This window comes from Alpinimonas psychrophila (assembly GCF_014137865.1).
Lineage (GTDB): Bacteria > Actinomycetota > Actinomycetes > Actinomycetales > Microbacteriaceae > Alpinimonas > Alpinimonas psychrophila.
This window is the reverse complement of the sequence record NZ_JACGWU010000001.1, coordinates 285918-309395: the sequence shown is the minus strand read 5'-3', so window position 1 is coordinate 309395 and position 23478 is coordinate 285918. Positions and strand designations below refer to the sequence as shown.

The following is a 23478-nucleotide window of genomic DNA, read 5'->3' as shown; positions in this document are numbered from 1 at the left end:
CTCCATTCATGACACGAACGCTCTTCACCAATATTGGGCTCCTGGTCACGAACGACCCCGATGTTGGTGCGGGCATAACCGGTGAGATTAAGGATGCCGCCCTGCTGGTGGACCTCGGCCGCATCGCTTGGGTGGGAACATCGGCCGCCGCAGAAGTCGCGGGTGGTTTCGATATCGACCACGTCATCGACCTCGGGGGGCGCTGTTTGGTGCCGGGATTCGTGGACTCCCATTCACACCTCATTTTCGCCGGCGAGAGGAGCGCCGATTTCGAGGCGCGCATGAGCGGAAGAAAGTATTCCGCTGGCGGCATACTTTCCACCGTGGCAGCCACACGGGCCGCCTCCGACGATGAACTCCGAAAGCGCCTTGCCGCTCTCATCAAAGAAACTCAGGCTCAGGGCACCACCACAATCGAGATCAAGAGTGGCTATGGGCTCACCGTGCACGACGAGGAGCGGCTCGTTCGCCTCGCCAGCGAGGTGACGGACGAGGTCACCTTTCTCGGGGCTCACGTCGTGCCCCGTGAGTATCGCGGCGCGGCCAGTGCCGGCGTGAGATTGTTGAGGGACGGCGAACTCGGCACACGCGAAGACTACGTCGACCTCGTCGTCGGCCCCATGCTCGACGCGTGCGCGCCGTTTGCCAAGTGGATCGACGTGTTTTGCGAAGAAGGCGCGTTCACAATCGAGGAGAGCCGCCGGATTCTGGAGGCGGGTATTCACGCCGGTTTGATGCCCCGCGTGCATGCCTCTCAACTCGGCGAGGGGGAAGGCATACGTCTCGCCGTTGATTTGGCCGCCGCCTCCGTCGATCACTGCACGTATCTCACCGACCTCGATGTGGCCGCCCTCGCTCGCTCCGAGACCGTGGCGACTCTCTTACCGGGCGTCGAGTTTTCCACACAACAGCCGTATCCGAACGCTCGCCGTCTCATCGATGCGGGCGTGAGTGTGGCCCTCTCTACCGACTGCAACCCTGGGTCGAGCTTCACCTCATCCATGTCATTTTGTATCGCTCTTGCCGTGCGCGAAATGGGGATGACACCAGCGGAAGCACTGTGGGCGGCAACGGCGGGTGGGGCTCAGGCGTTGCGTCGGGAGGACGTGGGCCGCCTCACCATTGGTTCCCGCGCTGATCTCGTGGAGCTCATCGCCCCAAGCTATGTTCACCTGGCCTACCGTCCGGGGGTGCCGCTCGTGCGGCGTGTGTGGAAAGACGGAGAGCTCCTCACGGCGTGACGCCACTCCTTGGCCACTCTTAGGCCACAGGAATTGCGCGGTGATCGCGGCGACTGCGGCGCCATAAGGCCACGACGACCACGGCTGGCCACAGCGATTCCATGTCGGCAGCGAACCGCTCGACCAGACCGATGTTGGGCTGGCTGAGGTCGGCCCAAACGCCAAGGAACCAAAAGCAGAACACGCCCAATAGCGCGGTGCCAAAAATCGCACCCCACGGGCGAATCAGCCACGGGTACTTCTTTGACCGCCTCATGCCGAGGACCGGCCAGATGGCCAACAGGATGAAACCAATCATGGCGCTGTAGCGATGCTCTGGAGTACTTCCGGCCATCGTTGGCAGGGGAAAAATAGCAACCGCAAACGTCATGAGACCGGCAATGAAGATGGCTGTTCGGCCTGGCAAGCCGATTCCCGTGGCGTAAACGGCGGTGATGAGATGACAAATTCCCGTCATCACGAACAGAGTCGTGAGAAAAAGATGGGTCGAGGTATCGAGCGCGGCAAGCTCGCTGATGGTTTGCTTGATGGGGTCGTACGTTGGTGTCACGGCCTCAGATATGACGGTGCCCCCGATGAAGAGGACCGGCGCCAACAGGCTGGAAATAATCGCCGGGCGACGCACGAGAACGATTTTCGTCATGGCGCTACGCTAACGGGCGTTTACCCCTGCAACGGCTTCCAACACGCACAGGGCGGCGAGGCGAATGGTGCGGCCGTCGGGTGAATCGGCGGAAGCATCAACTTCCGTGAGATCGAGAGAGTAAACCCGTTTATCCGAGGCCGCTAACCGTGCCGCCTGCCGAAGCTGGTAGGCGCTAATTCCCCCAGGTAGCGCAGCAGGACAGGCCGGTACAACGGAACGGTCGCAGACATCGACGTCGAGGTCAACGTGGATCGGGCCTCCGCTCACACCCGCAATGTCAAAAGCCTCTGCCATGACGTCAGCCATAGAACGCCGCTCAAGTTCGTGCCGGTGAATCACGGTTATGCCCAGATCTTTCGCTCGGCGCGCATAGGCAGCGGAATTCGCGAAATCTTGAATGCCGATTTGAACGATGCGACGGGGATCAAGGCCGGCCTCAATCAGTCGCCGCACAGGAGATCCGTTGCTGATGCCGTCCCGCAGGTCGTAATGCGCATCCAAGGTGATCAGCCCCGCCACGCCGATGGCACTCCCCCACACCCCCAAGGCGGTCGCCACCGTCACTGAGTTATCACCGCCGAGGGCAATAACGAGTTTCGAACGAGCGGATGCCCGACCCACCAACGCCATCGTGCGCGTCTCCCCGCCCGCTCCATCGGGCTCCACAACATCACCGAAATCGACGGAAACGACCTCTGTGAGGTCGGAGATCTCACCACGCCCCCGATCGGGGATCAGTGCCGGACTGTACCGCCGAAGCGCCTCTCGGATCGCGGCCGGAGTGAGGTGCGCGTTTGTCACCGAAAGCGAGGTGAGCGACGCCGGAATGCCCACGAGGGCGACATCAATATCTCTGTGCAGTGGAGCAGATTCCGCGCGGTAAATCGGGGCGGGCCAGTTCCCCGCCCGTGGCCACAGGTCATCGTGCGAAAGGGGTGCCCTAGCTGGTGTGTTCACAGGGTTGACGCTAACAATTCCCTGACGTCGAGGCCAGAGTCAGCTCTGGTCGGCTGTCTGTAATGTCAGACAGGCCATGGGTGAGCGCGCCCCAATACTTTTCGTTGCCTTCTCCCTAAAACGAGAGCAGTATTAGGGTCATGACGGGGGAAAAGTCACGACGTTGGGTGCTTCCAACACTCATTACGGCGGGTGCCATTATTCTGGCTCTAGCGGGGGTGTTGATCTGGATGCTCGTGGCCGGGCCGGGAACCGGGAAAGCGGCCCCAACTCCCTCGGCAACATCGATGTCGCCAACGCCAACCCCCACTTCGACGGCTTCACCCACTTCAACGCCATCGCCAATTCCTGCACCGACTCAGGCGCCACCCCCCGATCCTGTCGGCCCCAGTGCCGCGGATATTGAGAACATCAAAGCTGCCATTGTGACGGGGAACACCCAAGCACTGGTCAGCCACTTCACGAATCCTGTCATGGTCATCTTGGCTGCCAGTGACGGCATCGGACCAATGACTCCGGATGCCGCGGCTGTGTTCTTGGCGCAAAGATTGGCCAACAAAACAGAATGGAATTTCGACCCAACACCAGCGCAACTCGACAGCTGGCGGGCCACTTTCTATGAGCAGTATTTTCCCGTCGGTGCTCTCGTTGGCTTTGACGCTGAAGAAGACAAGATTTCATTTACCTTCACAGGCACCCAAATTTCAACTGTCTTCGTTTCCGGCCCAGGAGACCTCTAAAAATGTCACGGAGGAGACGTACATATAGTCACGGTAGATTTAATCCATGACACCCCCGGAAACAACAGCACCGACCCAGGCAGAAACTGCCCCCGAATCTATTATGTTTACTGAGCTCGGCCTCGCTGACGCAGTCCTCAAGGCACTCAAGGACGTGGGCTACGAAACGCCCTCCGCAATCCAAGCCGCCACCATTCCGCCGCTGCTAGCAGGAAAAGATGTTGTCGGTCTCGCTCAAACCGGAACCGGAAAGACAGCAGCTTTTGCCTTGCCTATCCTTTCGCGCCTCGACCTCTCCCAGAAGAGCCCGCAGGCTCTCGTTCTCGCTCCCACGCGCGAGCTTGCCCTGCAGGTCTGTGAAGCATTTGAGAAGTACGCCTCCCACATGAAGGGGGTGCACGTACTGCCCGTCTATGGCGGCCAAGGATACGGTGTTCAGCTCTCGGCCCTTCGCCGCGGCGTTCACATTGTTGTCGGTACTCCCGGCCGCATCATGGACCACCTTGAAAAGAAAACGCTTGACCTCACGCAGTTGAAGTTCTTGGTTCTTGACGAGGCCGACGAAATGCTCAAGATGGGCTTTGCCGAAGACGTAGAAACGATCTTGGCCGACACACCTGCCGACAAGCAGGTCGCTCTCTTCTCGGCAACGATGCCTTCTCAGATTCGTCGCATCTCGAAGAAGTACCTCAACGAACCTGAAGAAATTACCGTCAAGAACAAGACAACAACCTCGGCGAACACCACCCAGCGTTACCTCCTGGTGTCGTATCCCCAAAAGGTGGATGCGTTGACGCGCATCCTCGAGGTCGAAAATTTTGAGGGCATGATCGTCTTCACCCGTACCAAGAATGAGACCGAGACTCTGGCCGAGAAGCTTCGTGCCCGCGGTTACTCGGCCATGGCCATCAATGGTGACGTTCCCCAGGCGACTCGTGAGCGCACCGTGGAGCAGTTGAAGTCCGGCAAGCTCGATATTCTCGTCGCCACAGACGTTGCCGCACGCGGTCTCGATGTTGAGCGCATCAGCCATGTCATCAACTACGACATCCCGATCGACACCGAGTCCTACGTTCACCGCATTGGTCGCACCGGCCGCGCCGGCCGATCGGGTGCGGCTATCAGCTTCGTCACCCCCCGTGAGCGTCGCCTGCTGGATGCCATTGAGCGCGCCACGCGTCAGCCCTTGACGCAAATGCAACTTCCCAGCGTCGAGGACGTCAACGTGACGCGTCTCGCTCGTTTTGACGACGCCATCACCGAGGCTCTTGGCCAAACGGACCGGATCCTCAAGTTCCGTGAAATTGTCGGCCACTACATCGAGCATCACGATGTTCCCGAAGCCGATGTTGCCGCCGCCCTTGCTGTCGTTGCTCAAGGCGATATTCCGCTCTTGCTGTCGGCTGAAGACGAGCGTGCGGCGCGCTACGAGCGCGAGGAACAAACGCGCAAGGATCGTGCCGAACGCGGTGACCGTGGAGATTCGCGCGGCGGACGTAATGACCGCAATGATCGTGGCGACCGTGGTGGACGCCCCTCGCGGGACGACCGGTACAGCCGTGACGATCGACCTCCTCGTGACCGCTTTAGCCGCGATGATCGCCCTCCGCGCGATTTCAGCGAATCTCGTGGCGAGCGCCCGGAGCGACGCCCGCGTGATAACAGCCGGGTTATGGCGTCCTACCGCCTTGAGGTTGGAAAGCGCCAAAAAGTCGAGCCTCGTCAAATCGTAGGGGCCCTCGCCAATGAAGGTGGACTCAGCCGCGAAGACTTTGGTGCAATCCAAATCCTTCCCGATCACTCCATCGTGCAGCTACCGGCGGACCTCTCTCGTGATGTCTTTGCCAAGCTTGAGAACACACGCATCAGCGGCAAGCTCATCGAGCTTCGCGCGGACCATCCAGGTGCTGGCCGTCGCGACGAGCGGGAAGAGCGCCCCGAGCGCAAGCCCCGTCACGAATAGGCGGTCACCGCTGCCGATGCCGGCTCAACCCATGCTCGAAAGAGGGCTGAGTCGGCATTTGCCGTTGACTGAAGGTCTGGGTTCGGCTGCGATCGGCGGGACCCAGCTTTGACATGACGCCAAATTTGGTGCGAAACGCAGGAGCGAAGTGCGGAAGATAAAACTAAGAATCCCTCTCATTTCTGAGAGGGATTCTTAGTTGCGACATCAGTTGCGGGGACAGGATTTGAACCTGCGACCTCTGGGTTATGAGCCCAGCGAGCTACCGAGCTGCTCCACCCCGCGTCGTTGTTTCAACTTTACCATGCCGCAGTGGTACCCGTTTACACGCGTGGCAATCACCCAACTGTGGTCCGCGACACAGAGGCTGAATCGACCGACGAAAGACTCATTCTTACGGTCACCAGTGCGGGGTCTACCGGCACGTGCGAAATCAGGATGATGGCTCGGTTGGTGTCCGATGCCGCCGTCAAAATGTCACGAACGAGTTCATCGGCGAAGCCAGGATCCACGTTGGCCGTGGGCTCATCGAGGATCAGAACGGGAAAGTTGTGAAGCAAGGCTCGGGCCAGCCCCAAGCGCTGAGCCTGCCCGCCAGAGACGAGTGTCCCGCGCTCCCCCACCGGGGAATCAAGCCCACCTCGTTCGGCAACCCAGGCATCCAGGCCGACGCGCACGAGAACACTGTGCAATTGAGCATCCGTCGCATCCGGGAGAGCGAAGACAAGATTCTGGCGAATGCTGTCATCAAACAGATGGGGACTTTGTTCCACGAGGCCCACAACGCTGCGGACGTCATCCGCATCGAGGCTATGAACGTCAACATTGTTGATCCGGTAGGTGCCGGTGAATTCAAGAAATCGAACAAGAAGATGCGCGAGTGTCGTTTTGCCGGAACCGCTGGTGCCCTCAAGCAGAAGGCGGTCGCCCGGATTGAGAGTGAGGGAAAACCCGTTCAACGCCGGGCTGGTTGCTCCCGGCCATGATGCCCCGGCATTGTCTAGCGTCAGACCGGTAAAGACAGAAAGATGGCTTCGAGTGGAGTCGCGTCGAGTGCCGGCCGAGCCGGCAACATCCACCGTGACGAAGCCAGGAATCTCAGGCGGAACGGTCGTGGGGGCGACGGAGGCAACACGTTCGGCACTGGTTCGAACAACGCGCCACGCACTCAGTGCTTGTGGAAGAGACTGGAATACCTCAAAAACGGCAATGGGAATCAAGACGACCATGGCCAGGTAAGGACCCGTAAAGACGCCCCAGCCAAGGCCCGGAATCTCATTGGAATTTGCGACGAAAACGAGTGCGGGAACCCCATAGTAGAGAGCAGCCACGGTTGCTAGTCCCGCGAGAAGGGAGACCAGAGCGGCGACAACCCCCGAGCCCAGGGCGCGGCGCAGTTGAGCCGTCCGTAGGCTCGCATCGGCGGCTTGGATTGTGGCAACACGAGAATCGAGTGCCGAGAATGCCGTGAGAACATCGATTCGACCGAGGGTATCCATGACGGCGTCATCTAGGGCCGCCCGCCGCGGTGCAATCTCCTCATCGACAGCGGAGGAGATCCGCGACTGCACGAGCGATCCCACAACAGCTGCCAGGATGAGCGATATCAGTAAGGTGACGCCGGCTAGGGGAAGAATTATCCAGACTGTCGTCACGCTGAGGGCGGCGACAATAACGGCGGTCAACGCTGGGGAAACCACCCGCAGGGGAAGGTCCTGCAGCTGGTCAACATCGGAGACGAGCCTGGATAGCAAGTCACCACGTCGCGTCCCCGCTAATCCGTCAGGAGCCAGGGGAACGAGGCGCCGATAGATGGCCACGCGCAAGCGAGCCAACGAACGAAAGGCCGCATCGTGACTGGCGAGGCGTTCCCCATACCGAAAGCCGGCCCGCGACAGCGCAAAGAATCGCACCCCCACGATGGCGACGTTGAGATACATGATCGGAGGCATATCCGAAGCACGGGTTATGAGCCACGCCGCGGTTGCCAGCAGTCCCACCGCCGCAAGTCCGGTGACGACAGCCATGATGAGGCCGGGGGCAAACTGACGCGGCGAGGGCTGGGCAAGGCGAAGCACCTCACGTGTCTCGGCACTGACACCTCTCACGCGCTTACCTCGGCTTCATGAATCTGGGCGGCACGAGCGTCGGTCGCGAGGAGGGAGGAGGCTACCGGAGGTGTCAGGTCGAGAATCACGTCTGCAGCGGCAATGACCGAGCGACGGTGACTCACGATGATCACGGTTCTTCCTTCATCAACAAAGTGCCGAGCACCCGAAATGACGAGGTCCTCCGTCACGGCGTCTAGGGCCGAGGTAGGCTCATCCAGGATAATGACCGGTGTCTTGCACACGATTGCACGATAGTAGGCGCGAGCAATGGCAACCCGTTGTGCTTGCCCGCCGGACAGGCCACTTCCCCCAACGCCCAACAGGAGTTCCGGATCGAGAGACTCCGCTGCCGCCAACGTTAAAGACTGTGCAAGGACCGCGGGATCTACCTCGGGTTGACCGAGACTGACATTGGCGGCAATCGTTCCGGCCACGAGGCTTGGTTTTTGAGAAGCCCAGGAGATATCGGCACGGGCGGCGGCGGCTCCCGTGAAGAACGTATCTCCCCAACCGATATCACCCGTGTATTTCACAAAGCCGAGAAGTGCCGAGAAGAGGGTGGTCTTGCCCACTCCGCTGGGGCCGGTGATCACTGTCAGGGACCCGGCGGGGAAGGAGGTCGTGAGACGATCCAGCACAACAATGTCACCGTGGGCCACCGTCAAGCCACGAACGGTGAAAGCAGGAATATCCGTCATCAATGTCGCGGGGGCCATTCCAGAAAGGGTGACCATAAACTCCCGCCCGTTAGCGCTCGCTTCCTGGTCGTCACGCCGCACCCCCAGGGAATCCGTCATGGAGGAGTCCAAGGCTCCTTGTTTCCGAGAACGACCAGAGCTCATCCCGGATGCGGCATCGAGAACCTCGAATACATCTTCGGCAGCGGCTACACCCTCAGCAGCAGCGTGAAACTGTGTGCCCACGTTGCGAAGGGGGAGGTAAGCCTCAGGAGTCAGCAACAAGACGAAAAGCCCGATGGCGAGCGTGAGGGTCCCGTCCACCAACCGAACGCCGATGGACACGGCAACGAGAGCTACCGAGAGCGACGCAACCAACTCGAGCACAAAACCGGACAAAAACGACATGCGCAACACCTTCATGGTGCGGAGCCGATACTCGTTCGTGAGGCTGGCGATGCGCTGCTCCTGTCGACGGGCGCGGCCAAAAATTGTCAGTGTCGAGAGGCCCTCAACGACATCGAGAAAACCGGAGGACAATTTTGTCAGTTGTCGCCATTGCTGGGCCTGAACGGCCTTTGTGGCTCGCCCGATGAGCGCCATGAACAGTGGAATGAGGGGCAAGGTGATGAGAACAACAAAGCCCGTGAACAGATCCTGGGTGAAGAGGATGACAACGATGATGGGGGTCGCGATCGCCGTCAAGATGAGTTGGGGGACGTAATTGGCGAAGTACTTATCGAGAGCCTCAAGCCCCCGCCCCACGACCGTAGTGAGGTGAACGGTATTGCGCGTTGACAACCACGAGGGCCCAAGCTTGGAGAGGGCTTGCATGAGCTTGAGACGTAACTGAGATTTAACGGATGCAGCCCCGCGAGCGGCTACGACATCATTGAGCCACAGAACAGCCGATCGTGCCAGCACTGCTGCAGCGACCATGACAACGTAGTGAAGAACCTCCGCAAAAGGGGCCCCGGCAACGGCAAGTCCGACCGCATTCGCGACGCCCCAGGCAAAAAGGAGCGTTGTTGCGGTTTGTGCGAGCGCGAGAAAGGCGCCGACGACAAGGAATACCCTTGCCGCCGACGCATATCTGACAAGCCGCGGATCGAGCGGCGAAGTAGCCATGCCTCGGAGCCTAGTGCGCCGAGACTAGCACCGTCGCCCGGGTCACGCGCTTGCGGAATATCCAGTACGTCCATCCTTGATAGGCCAGCACCAACGGCAAGGCAAACAAAGCGGTCCACGTCATGACCGTCAAGGTGTAATTCGATGACGATGCGTTCTCGATGGTGAGGCTGTAGGCCGGATTGTTGCTCGCGGGCATGACATCGGGGAACAGAGCCAGGAACAGACTCAGGACAGCGGTGGCAATGGTGAAAGCCATGAATCCGAAAGCCCATCCCTCGCGCCCACGAAGGTTCAACACGTACGACGCGATGAGCGCAACCGCCGCTATTACCGCGACAGCACCGGAGAGGAAGCTCCCGTAAGCCAACGTCGTCCAGACCAAGAAAGTAGCCGCAACCACAATCGTCAGAATGCCGGACTTGGTGGCCAGAACACGAGCACACTCACGAAGCTCACCGTCGGTTTTCAATGAGACGAAGATAACGCCGTGCGTGAAAAACAACAGCAACGTGGTGAGCCCGCCCAGCAGGGCGTAGGGGTTCAGCAGGGGCAACAATCCACCCGAATACGTAAAGGAGGCGTCAAGCTCGACACCTTGAACGATGTTCGCGAAGGCGACACCCCACAGCAGGGCGGGAACGGCCGAGCCAACGATAATCATGCCGTCGAACCATTTCTTCCAGCGCGAGTCAGGGTTCTTGTGACGGTACTCAAACGACACCCCACGCACGATCAAGGCGAGAAGAATCAGAAGGAGCGCGAGGTAGAAACCGCTGAAGAGCGTGGCGTACCACTCGGGGAAAGCGGCAAAGAGACTAGCCCCAGCCACAATGACCCAGGTTTCGTTGAGATCCCAGATGGGGCCGATCGTATTGATGAGAACACGACGATCGGTGTCATCCTTGCTCAAGAAAGGCAGGCTCATTCCGACTCCAAAGTCGAAGCCGTCGAGGACAAAATAGCCGATAAATAAGAAGCCGACAATAAAGAACCAAAGGTATGCGAGATCCATGGGTCAGCTCCTAGTAAACAGTTCCGACGAGAACGGGCTGCTCATCATCTGAGCCGTCCACCTTCGTCATTTCAATGGGTGCAGGTCCGGCCTGGGCCGTCTTGAGGAATAGCTTCACTTCCACCACAGCGAGAATGCCGTAGACGAGGGTAAAGGCTATGAGCGAGATAAGAACGTCGAGTCCGGATACCCCGGGAGAAACTCCCGCTTCTGTCTTGAGCAGACCAAAGACAATCCACGGCTGACGACCCATTTCGGTGAAGATCCATCCCACGCTCATGGCGATGAGAGGTAAAGGCCATGACCAGATGGCGATTTTCCAGATCCACTTGTTTTTCGGCAGACGGTGCCCACGTGTGAAGAACAATCCCGCTGTTGCGACGATGGCAGCGACAGCTCCGAGGCCAATCATCCAACGGAAGGCCCAGTACGTGACCCAAGTAATGGGGGAATAGTCGCCGGGGCCGTAAGCCTTGACGTAGGCAACCTGAAGGTCATTGATGCCTTCAACGGTGCCGTTGAAGGTATGCGTGGAGAGGAAGGACAGCAGGCCCGGAACACGAACCGACCAGATTTCCGACGAGCCGTCCGGTGTTCCAATACTGAAGATCGAGAAGCTTGCCCCGGCCGTCGTGGAGTACAGAGATTCAGCAGCCGCCATCTTCATCGGTTGCGCTTGGACCATGGCCAATCCCAGAGAGTCGCCGCTGATGAACATCAGCACTCCTGAGGCCAAGAGGCCCCACAAGCCCAGTCGCAATGCCGGTCGCATGGTTTCAAAGTGTTGACCGCGAGAGATATGCCAGGCAGCTACCGAGACGATGATGGCCGTGGCCACCATGATGCTGCCCAGAATTGTGTGCGGGAATTGGGCCAAGGCGATGGGGTTGAAGAGCACAGCGACAATATCAACGAGCTCAGCCCTCCCCTTCTCCGGGTTCATGGCGTATCCAACGGGATTCTGCATGAAAGCGTTGGCGGCGAGAATGAAATATGCCGAAAGGATGGCCCCCATGGAAGCACACCAGATAGTGGCAAGGTGCAGTCCACGCGGTAGCTTGTCCCACCCAAAGATCCAGAGTCCAATAAACGTTGCCTCAAAGAAGAAGGCCAGCAGGCCCTCGAAAGCTAACGGCGCTCCGAAAATGTCGCCGACGAATCGCGAGTAGTCAGACCAATTCATGCCGAACTGGAACTCCTGAACGATTCCCGTGACGACACCCATGGCGAAGTTGATGAGGAAGAGTCCGCCAAAAAAACGCGTCAGCTGCAGGTACTGCGTCTTGTCGGTGCGATACCAGGCCGTCTGAAAAATGGCCACGACGAGAGCCATGCCAATGGTGATGGGAACGAAAAGAAAATGATAAACGGTGGTGAGACCAAACTGCCACCGTGCCAGTGCAAGCGGATCAAGCCATTCCATTAGTGACTCCCCTGGTGTTGCATCTCGTTCTCGCGGTTAACGCAAAAAATTTTGGGTTGTTCTGAGAACAATCTGATTCTACGACTCGTAGAGAACATGGACCACCATTAAGCGCAAGAGTATTTCCATTCATCAGCACAGATTCACTGGATGCGCCCAGCAAGCCCTTTTCACCGGGAGGGCCCTTCAGGAGACCCCCACGACCCGCAAACAAGCCTCACACCAAATTCCCAGCGATGCTGGGAGCGGCAGGACAATAATGGCGCACGTGAACCTCATTTTGGAAGCGCAAGATATCGCCAAGTCCTACGGTCAAGGATCCAGCAAGTTTGATGCACTTTCGGGCGTCTCCCTTGCAGTGACAGCAGGAGAAAGTATTGCCATCATTGGCAAGAGCGGATCGGGGAAGTCAACCCTCATGCATCTCCTAGCACTGCTCGACGAACCTGACGGTGGCCACCTCCTCGTTCACGGGAAGGACGCCGTGACGTTCAAGAAGAACGAGCTGAACCGCTTCCGCAACGAAGACTTTGGGTTCGTGTTTCAGCAGTTCTTTCTGATTCCGAACGCCACGGTGTTGGATAACGTCATGTTGCCCCTCACCATTGCCGGCGTCGGTGCGAGAGAGCGTCGTGAGCGTGGCATGGCAGCCCTGGAACAACTCGAACTCGCCGACAAAGCCAAGAGCAAGGCCATCAACCTCTCCGGGGGCCAGAAACAGCGCGTCGTCATTGCCCGCGCGCTCGTCAACAACCCCAAGGTAATTTTCGCCGACGAGCCGACCGGAAATCTTGATAGCGCAACGGGCCTCGTCGTTGAGGACATCCTTTTTAAGCTCAATCGCGAAAAAGGCATCACGCTTATCATCGTGACGCATGACGCAGATCTGGCCGCCCGATGCGACCGCCAGATATTCATGCGCGACGGCCGCGAAGAAACGACAGGAACCGCAAAATGAGAATTCAAGACGTCGTCGCCAGCGCGGTTCGCAACAGCTTTCGCAACAAACTGCGAACAACTTTGACGGTTATTGCCATCTTTATCGGCGCCTTCACCCTCACCATCACCAGTGCTATTGGGACGGGAGTTTCCGACTACATCGACACCCAGGTGACCGCCATCGGAACACCCGGGATCTTCACAATTTCGAAGGCAACTACACCGGGCATTGTCAGTACTGGGCCGGCGACCTACGATCCCAACGCTGCCGTCTCGTCTGGCGGAAGCGTCATTGGCCCGAACGGCCCGACGGGTCTCAACGGGTCGCTCCCAGCCCTCAGCAAAGAAGATTTGGCGACCATCGGCGCCGTACCGGGCATCACGGCCGTGAACCCTTTGATCGCCGTCACCGCCGACTACATCCAATATGCCAATAATGGAACCTACAAATTGCGGGTCAACACCAATGCGGCGATTTCCAAGGCGAGTCTGGCGGCTGGAGCGCAACTCGACAATTCCACCGCCGATTACCAATTGCTCATCCCCAATACCTATCTTGAGAACTTGGGCTATACGGATGCCGTCAGCGCCGCCGGGTCTGTGGTGACCATCGGGATCAAGGATTACCAGCGCGTGGCACACACCGTGACAGCCACCGTAGTGGGCGTGCAGAATGACACATTATTGGGCAGCGGTGCGGAGCTGAATACGGCCCTCCTGAACGAGCTTGACTCCATCCAGAATTCGGGGAAGCCTGCTACAACTGCGGAAGGGTACTCGGCGGCAACAGCAAACTTTGACCCAGCTCTGAGTGCGACCGACGTGCAGGTCCTTCAGAAGACTTTGGCCGATTCCGGTTACAGCGCAAAAACGGTGGCAGACCAAATAGGCACGTTCCAGGCAGTAATCGATGGCATTGTCGGCGTGCTGAATGCCTTTGCTGGAATCGCCCTACTGGCCGCGGGGTTCGGCATCATCAACACCCTGCTCATGAGTGTTCAGGAGCGCACCCGCGAAATCGGTCTCATGAAGGCAATGGGCATGGGCTCGGGAGCAATCTACGCACTCTTCAGCCTCGAAGCTGTCTTTATTGGCTTCTTGGGCAGCGCCATCGGAGCCCTCGTTGCCATCGGTATCGGCACGCCCCTGAGCTCCTTCCTCTCGACAACGGTGCTGTCAGGACTTCCCGGCTTGAACATCCTGCAGTTTGCACCGGCATCCATCGCTACCATCATGGGAATCGTCATGTTCATCGCTTTTGTCGCCGGCACGCTGCCGGCCTCGAAAGCCGCCCGCCAGAATCCCATCGAGGCCCTCCGGTACGAGTAACGTTCCCACCGGCACGGGCAATAACAGTCGAAGGCCCCCTCCGTTCTGGGAGGGGGCCTTCGACTGTTATTGGCTGGCGTGCATTACATGCTGGCAGCCAACGCCCGATCCAAGGCAGCGGTCAGGCGAGCATCTGCCGCGCCAAAGGCCGTCCAGTCACCCGCAATGCGCGCTGCTTCACGGTCGGCAATAGCCGACTTGGCATCCTGCAATGCGGCGTTAAGTGCTGCGTTGGGTGTCGTCGTTGTGGTGCCCGTATCGGTAGAGGGAGTATCCGTGGCTTTTGTCGGCGTGCCCACTCCTGAATTCCCACCGAAGAGAACATCAAGTGCCTGCGGCAACGTGTCCTGGAACGCAATCTTGTCGCCGAAAGCGACCAAGATTTTCTTCAGCAGAGGATAGCTCGTATTACCCGTGGACTGCACGTAGACCGGCTGAACGTACAGCAATCCGCCACCGACAGGAAGGGTAAGAAGGTTACCCTTCAGCACGTTGGTTGACCCCTGGCTCAGCAGGTTCAGCTCCTTCGAAACGTTCGGGTCAGCGTTGAAGTTATTCTGCACCTGGCCCGGTCCCGGAACCGTGACGTCCTTGGGAAGCGTCAAGAGCCTCAACGTGCCGTAACCCGCAGAAGGCTTGCCCGCCGTTGACCCAGCATCCGAATCTGCCACCAAGTACCCCGTCAAAACGTTACGACTATTGGTACCGGTCGCATCCGGAATGAAGGTGGAGTAAATCGAGTAGGCCGGTGCATCTTGACCGGGAGCCTGCATGGTCAAGTAATACGGGGGCTGGAAGACCGACGTATCGACCGCTGTCGGGTTATTCGGCGTGATCCACGCGTCATCACGCGAGTAGAACGAGCCTGCATCGGTCACGTGGTACTGACCAAGAATCGCACGCTGCGCCTTGAACAGGTCCGCTGGGTAGCGAACGTGGCTGAGCAGGTCACCGCTCATCTCGCTCATGGGCTTTGTGTTGGCCGGATAAATCTTCTGCCAAGTCTTCAAGACGGCATCGTTTTCATCCCACGCGTATAGCGTGACCTTGCCGTCATAAGCATCGACAGTGGCCTTCACCGAGTTACGGATGTAGTTCACATTGTCGATCGCAAAAGTTGACGAGGTCGTTGCACTGTCAGAAATTGCGGCGGAGAGGCTCTCCACCCGAGAATACGGGTAGTTCTGGCTCGTGGTGTATCCGTCAATAATCCACACCATCTTGCCGTCTACCACCGAGGGATAGGGGTCGGAGTCGAGGGTGAGATATGGGGCAACCTTTGCTACCCGGGTACGGGGATCGCGGTCGTACAGGATCTGAGAGTCGTTGGAAACAGCATCCGAGAGAATGATTTCTTCGCTCTGGAACTTCAGGGCATACACGAGGCGCTTGAAGATGTTGTCGAGCTTGGGACCGCCATCGCCAGCAAAAGTCGTATACGTCTGCTGGTTCGTGTCTCCCGCTGCAGGGTAATCCAGCTCAACCGGACTGCTGCCCGCAGCGCCGCCAACAATTGAGTACTGAGGGGATTTCTCGCCAAAGTAGACACGAGGTTCAAACGTGCCAAGTGAACCGGAAGTTGGGATTCCCGCTTCGAGGAAGACCGGTTGTCCATCGGTGGAGTTCTCGGTGCCGTAGGCGGCTACGAGGCCATACCCGTGGGTGTAGACAACGGTGTTGTTGTACCACGACTGCGAGGAACCAATACCGGCTTGGTTCAGCTCACGGACGGCGACCACGGAGTCTTGACTCTTGCCGTCGATTTGGTAGCGGTCAACATCCAACTCAGCGGGGAAGCTGTAGTACTGCTTGAACTGCTCAAGCTGCGCAAATGATGCCGTGACGAGAGCAGGGTCGATGATGCGGATACTCGCGGTTGTTTCTGCATCCGCGCGCAATGCACCGGGAGTCGCATCTGTCGTCGCGTTGTACGGGATCTCTTGAACATTAGCCACACCATACGCTTCACGCGTCATGTCAATGTTGCGGGCAATGTAGGGGGCTTCGAGGCTTCGCTCGCTCGGGGCAACCACGAATCGCTGAACGACCCAGGGGTACCCCATGCTCAAAACAAGGCCGGTCACGACTAGGAGCGCCGTTCCGACGACTGGCAGTCGCCACCGCCCGGTAAATGCCGTGACCACAAACAGGAGGGCGACAAGGATCGCCACAACCGACAAAATTTGAAGGCCCGGGATCTTGGCATTCACATCCGCGTAATCAGCACCGGTCATCAAGCCACTCGCGCTGGTGAGAGTAGCAAACTGGTCAACCCAAATGCTCACGCCTTGAAGCGCGATATACACGGCACCCAAGATTGCCAGTTGAATGCGCGCGGCCTTGGCCACCCGAAGTTCACGCTTGGCAACCGAAATTGAACCATAGACATAGCTCGTGAGCAATGCCGCAATGGCGCTCAGCAAGATGATCGCCGAGAACAAGCCAATCACTGCCTGATAGAAGGGGAGCTCAAAGAGGAAGAACGAGATGTCAAGCCCGAATTGTGGGTCAACGGTTCCTGTGGGCGTGCTGTTCACGTACAGCATCGTTGTCTGCCAGCGGGTCGCCGTCGAAATTCCGGCAAAAAGCCCAAGAAGCGCCGGAACGCCGAAGGTGAGCAACCGGCGAAGCGGCTCAATGATCTCTTGGTACCGGTCGAGCTGAGAGCTCAAACGCGCGTAGACAGGGCGGCGGCGGTAGGCAATTTCGATGCTCAGCCACACCGGAACGGCCATGGCGATGAATCCGGCGACGAAGAAACCCGCGCTGGCAAACCACTGCGTCAAGAGCACGTTCAAGAAGCCGAGCTGCTCGAACCAGAGCACTTCGGAATAGACACTCGCAAAGACAAAGAATGCAATCAGAAGCACCACCAACACACCGATGGTAATGGCGAGCGGTGTGCGCGAGGACTTGCGCCGAACAGTGTTGGAATTAGTCACGTATAACCCTTAATGGTGTCGCGTATCGTTGTGGATCAATTCTGACATGTTGCCAGCGTGCTTGTCTTGGCGTTCATCTCCCCGGCTTTATCGCCGTACTGGTTAGTGAAGGCCAGAACATTGAGAGAATCTTGAAGAGTGGTGACGGCATAGACATCGAGTCCGCTCGGAATATGTCCGACGACTTCGTCACAGTTTGACGACGGAGCCAAGAAAACTGTTGCTCCGGCGGCTCTCGCACCGTAAAGTTTCTGCCGAATGCCACCGATAGGGCCGACTATTCCCATCGAATCGATGGTGCCGGTGCCGGCAACATGCGCGCCTCCCGCAATGTCTTGAGGGGTCAACTTGTCGATGATTCCGAGGGCAAACATCATGCCGGCGCTCGGTCCGCCGACATCATCTAACCGGATGGTGACGTCAAACGGGAAATCATATTTTGCTTTGGCGCCGATACCGATGATGGCGTTACCGCCGTTATCAATGGGGGTAACTGTGCCCTCGGTTGTCACACCGAGGTGAATGAAGTTCAGCGTCGCTGGAACGCCGGCGCCGCTAGCGGCCACAGCATCACGAAGTCCTTGCACACTCCTGACGGTGGTTCCCGCGAATGCCGTAATAACATCGCCAGATTGCAACACCGATTCCGCCGGTGAATTCTCGGAGAACCCATCGACTTCGATTCCGGCGACAACGTCGTAGCCGAGCTGGGTGAGAGCTGCGGCAATCGCATCCTGCTGCGAGTCCGTCATGAGCGTGGTGTTGGCCGCGTCGCGTTCCTGTTGAGACTCGTTCGACGGGAAAATTGCACTAGCGGGAACGACGGCCTTCGACGGGTCGAACCACGCGCCTATAATTTCCATCCACGACGGAAGGTTCTCTGGGTTGCCCAACACGGAAACCGTGAGCAAATCCAGCGCGCCCGTAGTGGAGAACGTTGTGGCACCCGAAATTGTGATGAGAGGAATTTTTGTCTTTTGCGTCTCGCCGGTAGCCGTCTGGGCGCTTGTTTGCGAGCTCGTGGCAGCATCTACGGGAGCATTAACCGTGACCACGCCCAGGGTGTCAAAGACCGGACCAGGCTGTTCAACTACGTAAGGGGACGGCACTACGGCGAGAGTCAAAGCGACAATCACCGACCCCACCAACAAGCCGATTCCGGCCGACCGTCGACGTTCCTCTCGCGTGCTCCGGGTCTGATTCGACGCCGTGGGTTCACCATTTTCATCGGTGTGGAACAGCGTCAACGCAGATCCTTTCACTGATCTCTTGTCGTGGGCAATGTTCGCGCGTAGCGCACGCAAAGAACCTAAAGGAGAGGGGGCTTACACAGGCACTATTGCTAGCGTAGATTCACGCCCTGAGAATCAGCTGGTTATGACATCGGCGTTTTGCCCAATTCCTCCATTTTTTATTTAAGGATGCCCATCATGACGGATGACAACAATCCGACACCCGAAGATGAATTTCGGGACATGTTGCGTGACATCCTGTCAGGTAAAGAAGGGGTGGATGCTGGCAAGCTGGCAGGCGCCGCAGGGTTGCCTAATGACCCGGAAAGCTTGGCGCGCCTCATGAGCCAGCTTCAGGCCGCCATGAACGCCGGGGGTGACGCGATCAATTGGGGGCAGGCAACGGACCAAGCGAAATCCATTGCCGAAACGGGCGTTGAGCGCGTGACCGCTATCCAACGTGCCGAAATTGATCAGGCCTTCCACGTTGCCTCACTCTGGTTGGCCGACGTCACCGACGTGACTGACCTCGTGCAAGCCCCGCGTCTCATCACTCGCCTGGAATGGATCGACGCCACGATGCCACTCTGGATTCAGCTCGCTGAACCCGTTGCCAACAGCATCGCGAACGCTCTGACCAACGTGCTCACGGATCAGGCTCCCGAAGAAATGAAGGGCATGATTGCCGGAGCGTCCCAGCTCATGAAACAAATCGGCGGAACCCTCTTTGCCATGCAATTGGGTCACGTCGTCGGCCAGCTCTCCACCGAAGTTGTCTCCGGTGGCGACGTCGGCATCCCTCTCTTCGACGACGGCCAAGCAGCTCTTGTCCCCCAGAACATGGCCGAGTTTGGCGAGGGACTTGATATCCCGATGGACCAAGTCCACCTCTACCTCGCGGTGCGCGAGCTCGCCCACGCTCGACTCTTTCGCCACGCACGGTGGTTGCGCCTGAACCTCATCTCTTCCATTAGCGACTTTTCCCGCGGTATTTCGATCGACGTGACGCGTCTCGAGGAACTCGCCGGAAACTTCGATCCAGCGAACCCCGAAGAACTTCGCGACGCCATGGCAAATGGTGCCCTGATCCCGCCAAAAAGTGAGGCGCAACTGGCCGCTCTCGCGCGCTTGGAGACACAGTTGGCCCTCATTGAAGGGTGGGTAGATGTCGTGACCTCAGCCGCCACGAATAGGCTCCCCCGCGCGAGCGCCATGGCGGAAACGGTGCGGCGGCGTCGAGCTTCAGGGGGACCGGCCGAATCTGCCTTTGCCACTCTTGTGGGTTTGGAACTGCGTCCCCGTCGTCTCCGAGAAGCAGCTGTTTTGTGGCAGCTCATCACTGAGGCCATCGGAGCCCAGGCACGGGATGCCCTCTGGTCCCATCCGGACTTGATGCCCACCGCCGAGGACCTTGATAACCCCGGCGCCCTCGTTGCGAGGTTGACGGCCCAGGCGCTCGGTGAGGTAGCGGAACCAGACGAGATGGACCGTGCTTTGGAAGACCTCCTCAACGGCAAAGACTTCGACGAACCGACACCGTAGTCACGGGCTGTGGAGGATTCGCGCGCGACTTCTCTCCGGTGGGCCACGATGGCCACATGCTCAAGCTCGATCCATCCCACATCATGCTCTGGCGCTCTCCCTCCAGCGTGCAATTTGGCGCTGACGAAGCGGTGGCGCACGTTCCCGTCATGACGACGGCCTCCGAACGCGTCCTCACCGCTTTGAGCGCCGGGGTGAGTGAGGTTTCACTGCACGCCATTGCCCGCGACGCTGGGATGAACCCGGATGCGCTCGAAACGTTGCTGGAGATGATTGCTCCTGCCCTCTATGACGTGGATGCGATTCCCTATTGGCGCGTCAGCATCGACGGCAGCGGCCGTGCCGCCGATCACGTGAGATCAATGTTGATTGCCAGTGGACACCTCGTTGTGACCGCGGAGCCAGACCTCGCCATTATCTTCGGACATCACGTCCTCCGCCCCGACCAAAGCGGCGCCTGGCTTCGACGTGATGTTGCCCACCTCCCTGTTCTCTTTGGAGACACACTCGTTCGAATCGGACCTTTTGTGACGCCGGGGGTGGGGCCCTGTTTACATTGCGTCTACCTTGACCACGCAGATCGAGACACCACGTGGCCCATTCTCGCCACGCAATTATTGAATCGTCGAAGCCACCTTGAGACAGCACGCACCAGCCTGGAGGTGGCCGCCATGATTACCCGATGGATTGACAATGCAGCGGGCCCAGGAATGCCAACAGGCCTCCGTAATCGCCACCACCTTTGCGACGGTCTCAACAGTGGTGAGGTCGTTCACGTGGAGGGCGCTACTGGCCGGACGACACGCGCGACTTACCGCCGCCGGCCGGAATGCGCATGCCAAGCTCTGCCACAAAACGTGACACCGATCGCGAGCCGGCGCGCTGAGACCCCTGTTCCGACCAGGACACTGAAAGGCGTTTTCTCGCCCGCGTAACGGCAACGTACACCAGTCGTCGTTCCTCGGCGATCGATTCGATACCTGTGGCATAACTGATCGGTATCAGACCCTCAGACATTCCAATGATGTGCACGGATTCCCACTCCAGGCCCTTAGCCGAATGCACCGAAGCCAGCGTAACAGCGTGCATGGTGGGCTCGTGACGGGCTTCTTGGCGAGCCATCAGCTCATCGGTGAAGGCCCGAAAACTCATTCCCGTTCTCGCCTCATCCGCCAGGACCATGAGGGCGTTCAGCGCCTCCCATTTTGCGCGCACGGCACCCAGAGTATCGGGAGCCGTTTGCGTCCAACCGAGAGACCGCAGCACGTCACTGACCGATTTAAATAGCGGCTCCCCCGAGATTGAAACAGAGGCACCCCGAAGGGCAAGAATGGCCTGTTTCACTTCGGGAAGGTCGAAGAACCGTGTCGCACCGTGGACCAGGTAGTTAATTCCCTCATCCGAGAGGGCCTGCTCAAGCGCGGCACCCTGAACGTTGATTCGATAGAGCACCGCGATGTCTTCGGGTTTCGTACCCGACGCAATTTCACCCGCGATGCGGGCGGCCACCCCTCGTGCTTCGGCAGCATCATTAGGATACGTACTCACGTCAGGAGCGGGACCATTAGCCGTTTGGGCAGTGAGTTGCAGAGCCCCCGCGCGATCACGCATGAGAGCGTTCGCCGCGGTGACAATGGGTCCTGTCGACCGGTAATTGGTTTCTAACCGCACGAGAGTCGCATCGGGAAAGGCCGAAGGAAATTCGAGAAGGTAATCGCTGGTGGCCCCGGTAAAAGAATAAATTGTTTGACTGGCGTCCCCCACGACACAGAGGTCTTGGCGGTCGCCCAGCCACAGATTCAACAAATGATGCTGAAGGGGCGAAACGTCTTGGTACTCATCAACGACAAAGAATCGATAGCGTTCGCGCACCTCCATCGCAACGGCTGGTTCGCTCTCGATCATTCCGGCGGTCAGCAGGAGAACATCCTCAAAATCTATTTGGGCCCGCTCATCTTTGAGGTTTTCGTAGGCCTGCTGAATGGCCATAACTTGGGACACCGCCAATCCGCCGGGCATGGATCGCCCATGAGCGCGAACTTCGTACGCCGCAAGCGTCAGGTTGCTCACCTTGCGCCACTCGACCTCCGTCGCAAGGTCACGGATGGTCGCGGTATCAACTTTCGTGCCCGCCACATTGGCTGCTTCGGCTAATGCTCGACTCTTTTTCTCCAGGATTCTCGGTGTCTGCCCACCGACTACCTGGGGCCAAAAATAGCCGAGTTGCTTCAGCGCCGCCGAGTGAAAGGTGACGGACTGCACCGGCCCCGCACCAAGGTGACGTAGTCGGGTGCGCATCTCGCCCGCGGCCCGGGCCGTGAAGGTGAGCGCCAAGACGCGATCGGGAGAATACGTTCCCGTGGCAACGCCGTAGGCAATCCGATGTGTGATGGCCCGAGTCTTTCCGGTTCCAGCCCCGGCGAGCACACGAACGGGACCCCGCAATTCTTCGGCAGCCTGACGTTGTTCAGGGTCGAGCGCGGCCAAAAGTTCTTCCGGCGTGGCGGGAACGAGCGATCCCGTCATTGCATCACGCTCTCGGTCTCAGTCTCGATCGCGGTCATGTCAGTCTGGTGCGTCACCTAGCGTGTTCCCAACCACGTGACGTCTTGATCAAGGGTTTCGCCCAACCAATGTTCGATCATGGCCCGCGCGATTGAGACGGGTCCCGGCAAAATAATGCTCTCGGTAGAGGCACGCAATTCGTCGCGCGTGAACCACCGAACGGCCAGAATTTCTTCGCCATCCGGGGTCAGCTTCTCGGGGTCGGCTCCCGGGGCAAGCTTGGCGTGAAAGCCCAACATGAGGGACGCCGGAAAAGGCCACGGCTGCGACCCAAGATAGACGGGGTCGACAACGTCAATACCGGATTCTTCAAAAACTTCGCGAATCACGGCCGATTCAAGCGACTCACCGGGCTCAACATAACCAGCCAACAGCGAGTAGCGGTTCGCTTCCCACAGGGCATTGTTTCCGAGCAGCAAGCGGTCGTCGTGATCGGTGATCATGACAATCACGGCCGGATCAGTCCGGGGAAAAACTTGGGCGCCATCGACGGTGGATGCTCGAATCCAGCCGGCCTGATCGGGAATGGTTCTCGACCCCGTTTTAGGGGAATGACCGTAGGAGACGTGCCAGTTTGCGAGGGCAAGAGCCTGCGTGAAGAGCCCAGCATCGCGGTCGGTGAGTACGGGAGCCACGACGCGTAGATCAGACCAGTCTTCCTCGGGCGCACCCAAAATGGCCGCTTGTTCGTCGGTCAGGATCACCGCAATAAAAGAAGTGCCCGCGGCTTCCCCGGGCGCCTCTTCGATGGATTCTCCAAGGTACAGACGGAGCGAATCATCGTCGCTGCGCAGAACAAAGCCCAGGGAATCCATGTCACTCGGGGCCAGCAGGACAAGTGCCCCCTGTGCCAGACGCGTCCGGCCCTTCCACATCACGATAACGCGGGTGGCCTCATCCGCCCACAGTTCGGCCAACAGGTCGGGCCGCGTTCGTGCCACACCGTTGCGGTCCGTGGAGTGTCGCGAAAGAGCAAGGCGGCTACTGAAATCGCGGGACATGGCACTCACTCAATCGAGAACGGGGAG

General features: G+C 58.8%; 16 protein-coding genes and 1 tRNA gene. 6 read left to right on the top strand and 11 right to left on the bottom strand.

Going from position 1 to position 23478, the window contains the following annotated elements:
- Positions 1-8: 8 nt before the first annotated feature.
- The gene (hutI, locus tag FB555_RS01445; RefSeq protein ID WP_182483666.1) at positions 9-1241 is read left to right on the top strand and encodes an imidazolonepropionase; all 1233 of its coding nucleotides are present in this window, start codon (positions 9-11) and stop codon (positions 1239-1241) included.
- A gap of 19 nt (positions 1242-1260) precedes the next feature.
- Here hutI and FB555_RS01440 read toward each other — a convergent pair whose 3' ends face one another.
- Together FB555_RS01440 and FB555_RS01435 are read right to left on the bottom strand one after the other, a co-directional pair.
- A complete protein-coding gene (locus FB555_RS01440; RefSeq protein WP_182483665.1) occupies positions 1261-1884 on the bottom strand; it encodes a DUF998 domain-containing protein in 624 nt (207 codons plus the stop codon).
- A 9-nt stretch (positions 1885-1893) separates the two neighbouring features.
- Entirely contained in the window at positions 1894-2844 is a 951-nt protein-coding gene (locus tag FB555_RS01435; RefSeq protein WP_343046367.1) for an arginase family protein, read from the bottom strand.
- A gap of 140 nt (positions 2845-2984) precedes the next feature.
- Between FB555_RS01435 and FB555_RS01430 the strand changes: the two genes are divergently transcribed.
- The gene (locus FB555_RS01430) at positions 2985-3584 is read left to right on the top strand and encodes a hypothetical protein (RefSeq protein ID WP_182483664.1); all 600 of its coding nucleotides are present in this window, start codon (positions 2985-2987) and stop codon (positions 3582-3584) included.
- A gap of 46 nt (positions 3585-3630) precedes the next feature.
- Positions 3631-5547, top strand: coding sequence for a DEAD/DEAH box helicase (locus FB555_RS01425; RefSeq protein ID WP_182483663.1), 1917 nt, complete (start codon positions 3631-3633; stop codon positions 5545-5547).
- Between the two features lie 211 nt (positions 5548-5758).
- Here FB555_RS01425 and FB555_RS01420 read toward each other — a convergent pair.
- The 5 genes from FB555_RS01420 to FB555_RS01400 all read right to left on the bottom strand — a co-directional run bounded on the left by FB555_RS01420 (position 5759) and on the right by FB555_RS01400 (position 11901).
- Positions 5759-5832: transfer RNA gene (locus tag FB555_RS01420), tRNA-Met, on the bottom strand.
- Positions 5833-5885: 53 nt separating this feature from the next.
- Positions 5886-7655: a thiol reductant ABC exporter subunit CydC gene (cydC, locus tag FB555_RS01415; RefSeq protein ID WP_182483662.1), complete on the bottom strand. Its 1770-nt coding sequence runs from the start codon at positions 7653-7655 to the stop codon at positions 5886-5888.
- Entirely contained in the window at positions 7652-9463 is a 1812-nt protein-coding gene (cydD, locus tag FB555_RS01410) for a thiol reductant ABC exporter subunit CydD (RefSeq protein WP_182483661.1), read from the bottom strand. Before cydD ends, cydC begins: the two co-directional genes overlap by 4 nt.
- Positions 9464-9473: 10 nt before the next feature.
- The gene (gene cydB, locus FB555_RS01405) at positions 9474-10478 is read right to left on the bottom strand and encodes a cytochrome d ubiquinol oxidase subunit II (protein ID WP_182483660.1); all 1005 of its coding nucleotides are present in this window, start codon (positions 10476-10478) and stop codon (positions 9474-9476) included.
- A 10-nt stretch (positions 10479-10488) separates the two neighbouring features.
- Complete coding sequence (locus FB555_RS01400) at positions 10489-11901, bottom strand: cytochrome ubiquinol oxidase subunit I (RefSeq protein WP_182483659.1); 1413 nt, start codon at positions 11899-11901, stop codon at positions 10489-10491.
- Between the two features lie 259 nt (positions 11902-12160).
- Between FB555_RS01400 and FB555_RS01395 the strand changes: the two genes are divergently transcribed.
- Positions 12161-12859 carry an ABC transporter ATP-binding protein gene (locus FB555_RS01395; protein WP_182483658.1) on the top strand — a complete coding sequence of 233 codons (699 nt, stop codon included), beginning with the start codon at positions 12161-12163 and terminating at the stop codon, positions 12857-12859.
- Positions 12856-14169, top strand: coding sequence for an ABC transporter permease (locus FB555_RS01390; RefSeq protein ID WP_182483657.1), 1314 nt, complete (start codon positions 12856-12858; stop codon positions 14167-14169). Before FB555_RS01395 ends, FB555_RS01390 begins: the two co-directional genes overlap by 4 nt.
- A gap of 83 nt (positions 14170-14252) precedes the next feature.
- On the opposite strand, the gene FB555_RS01385 is transcribed toward FB555_RS01390, so the two are convergent.
- Both FB555_RS01385 and FB555_RS01380 read right to left on the bottom strand, forming a co-directional pair.
- On the bottom strand, positions 14253-17111 hold the full coding sequence (locus tag FB555_RS01385) for a UPF0182 family protein (protein WP_182483656.1): 2859 nt from the start codon (positions 17109-17111) through the stop codon (positions 14253-14255).
- Between the two features lie 35 nt (positions 17112-17146).
- The gene (locus FB555_RS01380; protein WP_246323496.1) at positions 17147-18358 is read right to left on the bottom strand and encodes a YlbL family protein; all 1212 of its coding nucleotides are present in this window, start codon (positions 18356-18358) and stop codon (positions 17147-17149) included.
- A 183-nt stretch (positions 18359-18541) separates the two neighbouring features.
- Here FB555_RS01380 and FB555_RS01375 point away from each other — a divergent pair, with 183 nt between their 5' ends.
- Positions 18542-19885, top strand: a complete 1344-nt coding sequence (locus tag FB555_RS01375) for a zinc-dependent metalloprotease (RefSeq protein WP_182483655.1) — start codon at positions 18542-18544, stop codon at positions 19883-19885.
- A gap of 786 nt (positions 19886-20671) precedes the next feature.
- On the opposite strand, the gene FB555_RS01370 is transcribed toward FB555_RS01375, so the two are convergent.
- Both FB555_RS01370 and nudC read right to left on the bottom strand, forming a co-directional pair.
- Positions 20672-22411: an ATP-dependent helicase gene (locus tag FB555_RS01370; protein WP_182483654.1), complete on the bottom strand. Its 1740-nt coding sequence runs from the start codon at positions 22409-22411 to the stop codon at positions 20672-20674.
- Positions 22412-22467: 56 nt separating this feature from the next.
- The gene (nudC, locus tag FB555_RS01365; RefSeq protein ID WP_182483653.1) at positions 22468-23451 is read right to left on the bottom strand and encodes an NAD(+) diphosphatase; all 984 of its coding nucleotides are present in this window, start codon (positions 23449-23451) and stop codon (positions 22468-22470) included.
- Positions 23452-23478: the final 27 nt, after the last annotated feature.

Coding starts and splice junctions, on each gene's coding strand:
- FB555_RS01370 (WP_182483654.1), bottom strand. CDS start 22,411: ATGACGGGATCGCTCGTTCCCGCCACGCCGGAAGAACTTTTGGCCGCG.
- FB555_RS01390 (WP_182483657.1), top strand. CDS start 12,856: ATGAGAATTCAAGACGTCGTCGCCAGCGCGGTTCGCAACAGCTTTCGC.
- hutI (WP_182483666.1), top strand. CDS start 9: ATGACACGAACGCTCTTCACCAATATTGGGCTCCTGGTCACGAACGAC.
- FB555_RS01425 (WP_182483663.1), top strand. CDS start 3,631: ATGACACCCCCGGAAACAACAGCACCGACCCAGGCAGAAACTGCCCCC.
- FB555_RS01430 (WP_182483664.1), top strand. CDS start 2,985: ATGACGGGGGAAAAGTCACGACGTTGGGTGCTTCCAACACTCATTACG.
- FB555_RS01440 (WP_182483665.1), bottom strand. CDS start 1,884: ATGACGAAAATCGTTCTCGTGCGTCGCCCGGCGATTATTTCCAGCCTG.
- cydB (WP_182483660.1), bottom strand. CDS start 10,478: ATGGATCTCGCATACCTTTGGTTCTTTATTGTCGGCTTCTTATTTATC.
- FB555_RS01395 (WP_182483658.1), top strand. CDS start 12,161: ATGGCGCACGTGAACCTCATTTTGGAAGCGCAAGATATCGCCAAGTCC.
- FB555_RS01375 (WP_182483655.1), top strand. CDS start 18,542: ATGACGGATGACAACAATCCGACACCCGAAGATGAATTTCGGGACATG.
- cydD (WP_182483661.1), bottom strand. CDS start 9,463: ATGGCTACTTCGCCGCTCGATCCGCGGCTTGTCAGATATGCGTCGGCG.
- FB555_RS01400 (WP_182483659.1), bottom strand. CDS start 11,901: ATGGAATGGCTTGATCCGCTTGCACTGGCACGGTGGCAGTTTGGTCTC.
- nudC (WP_182483653.1), bottom strand. CDS start 23,451: ATGTCCCGCGATTTCAGTAGCCGCCTTGCTCTTTCGCGACACTCCACG.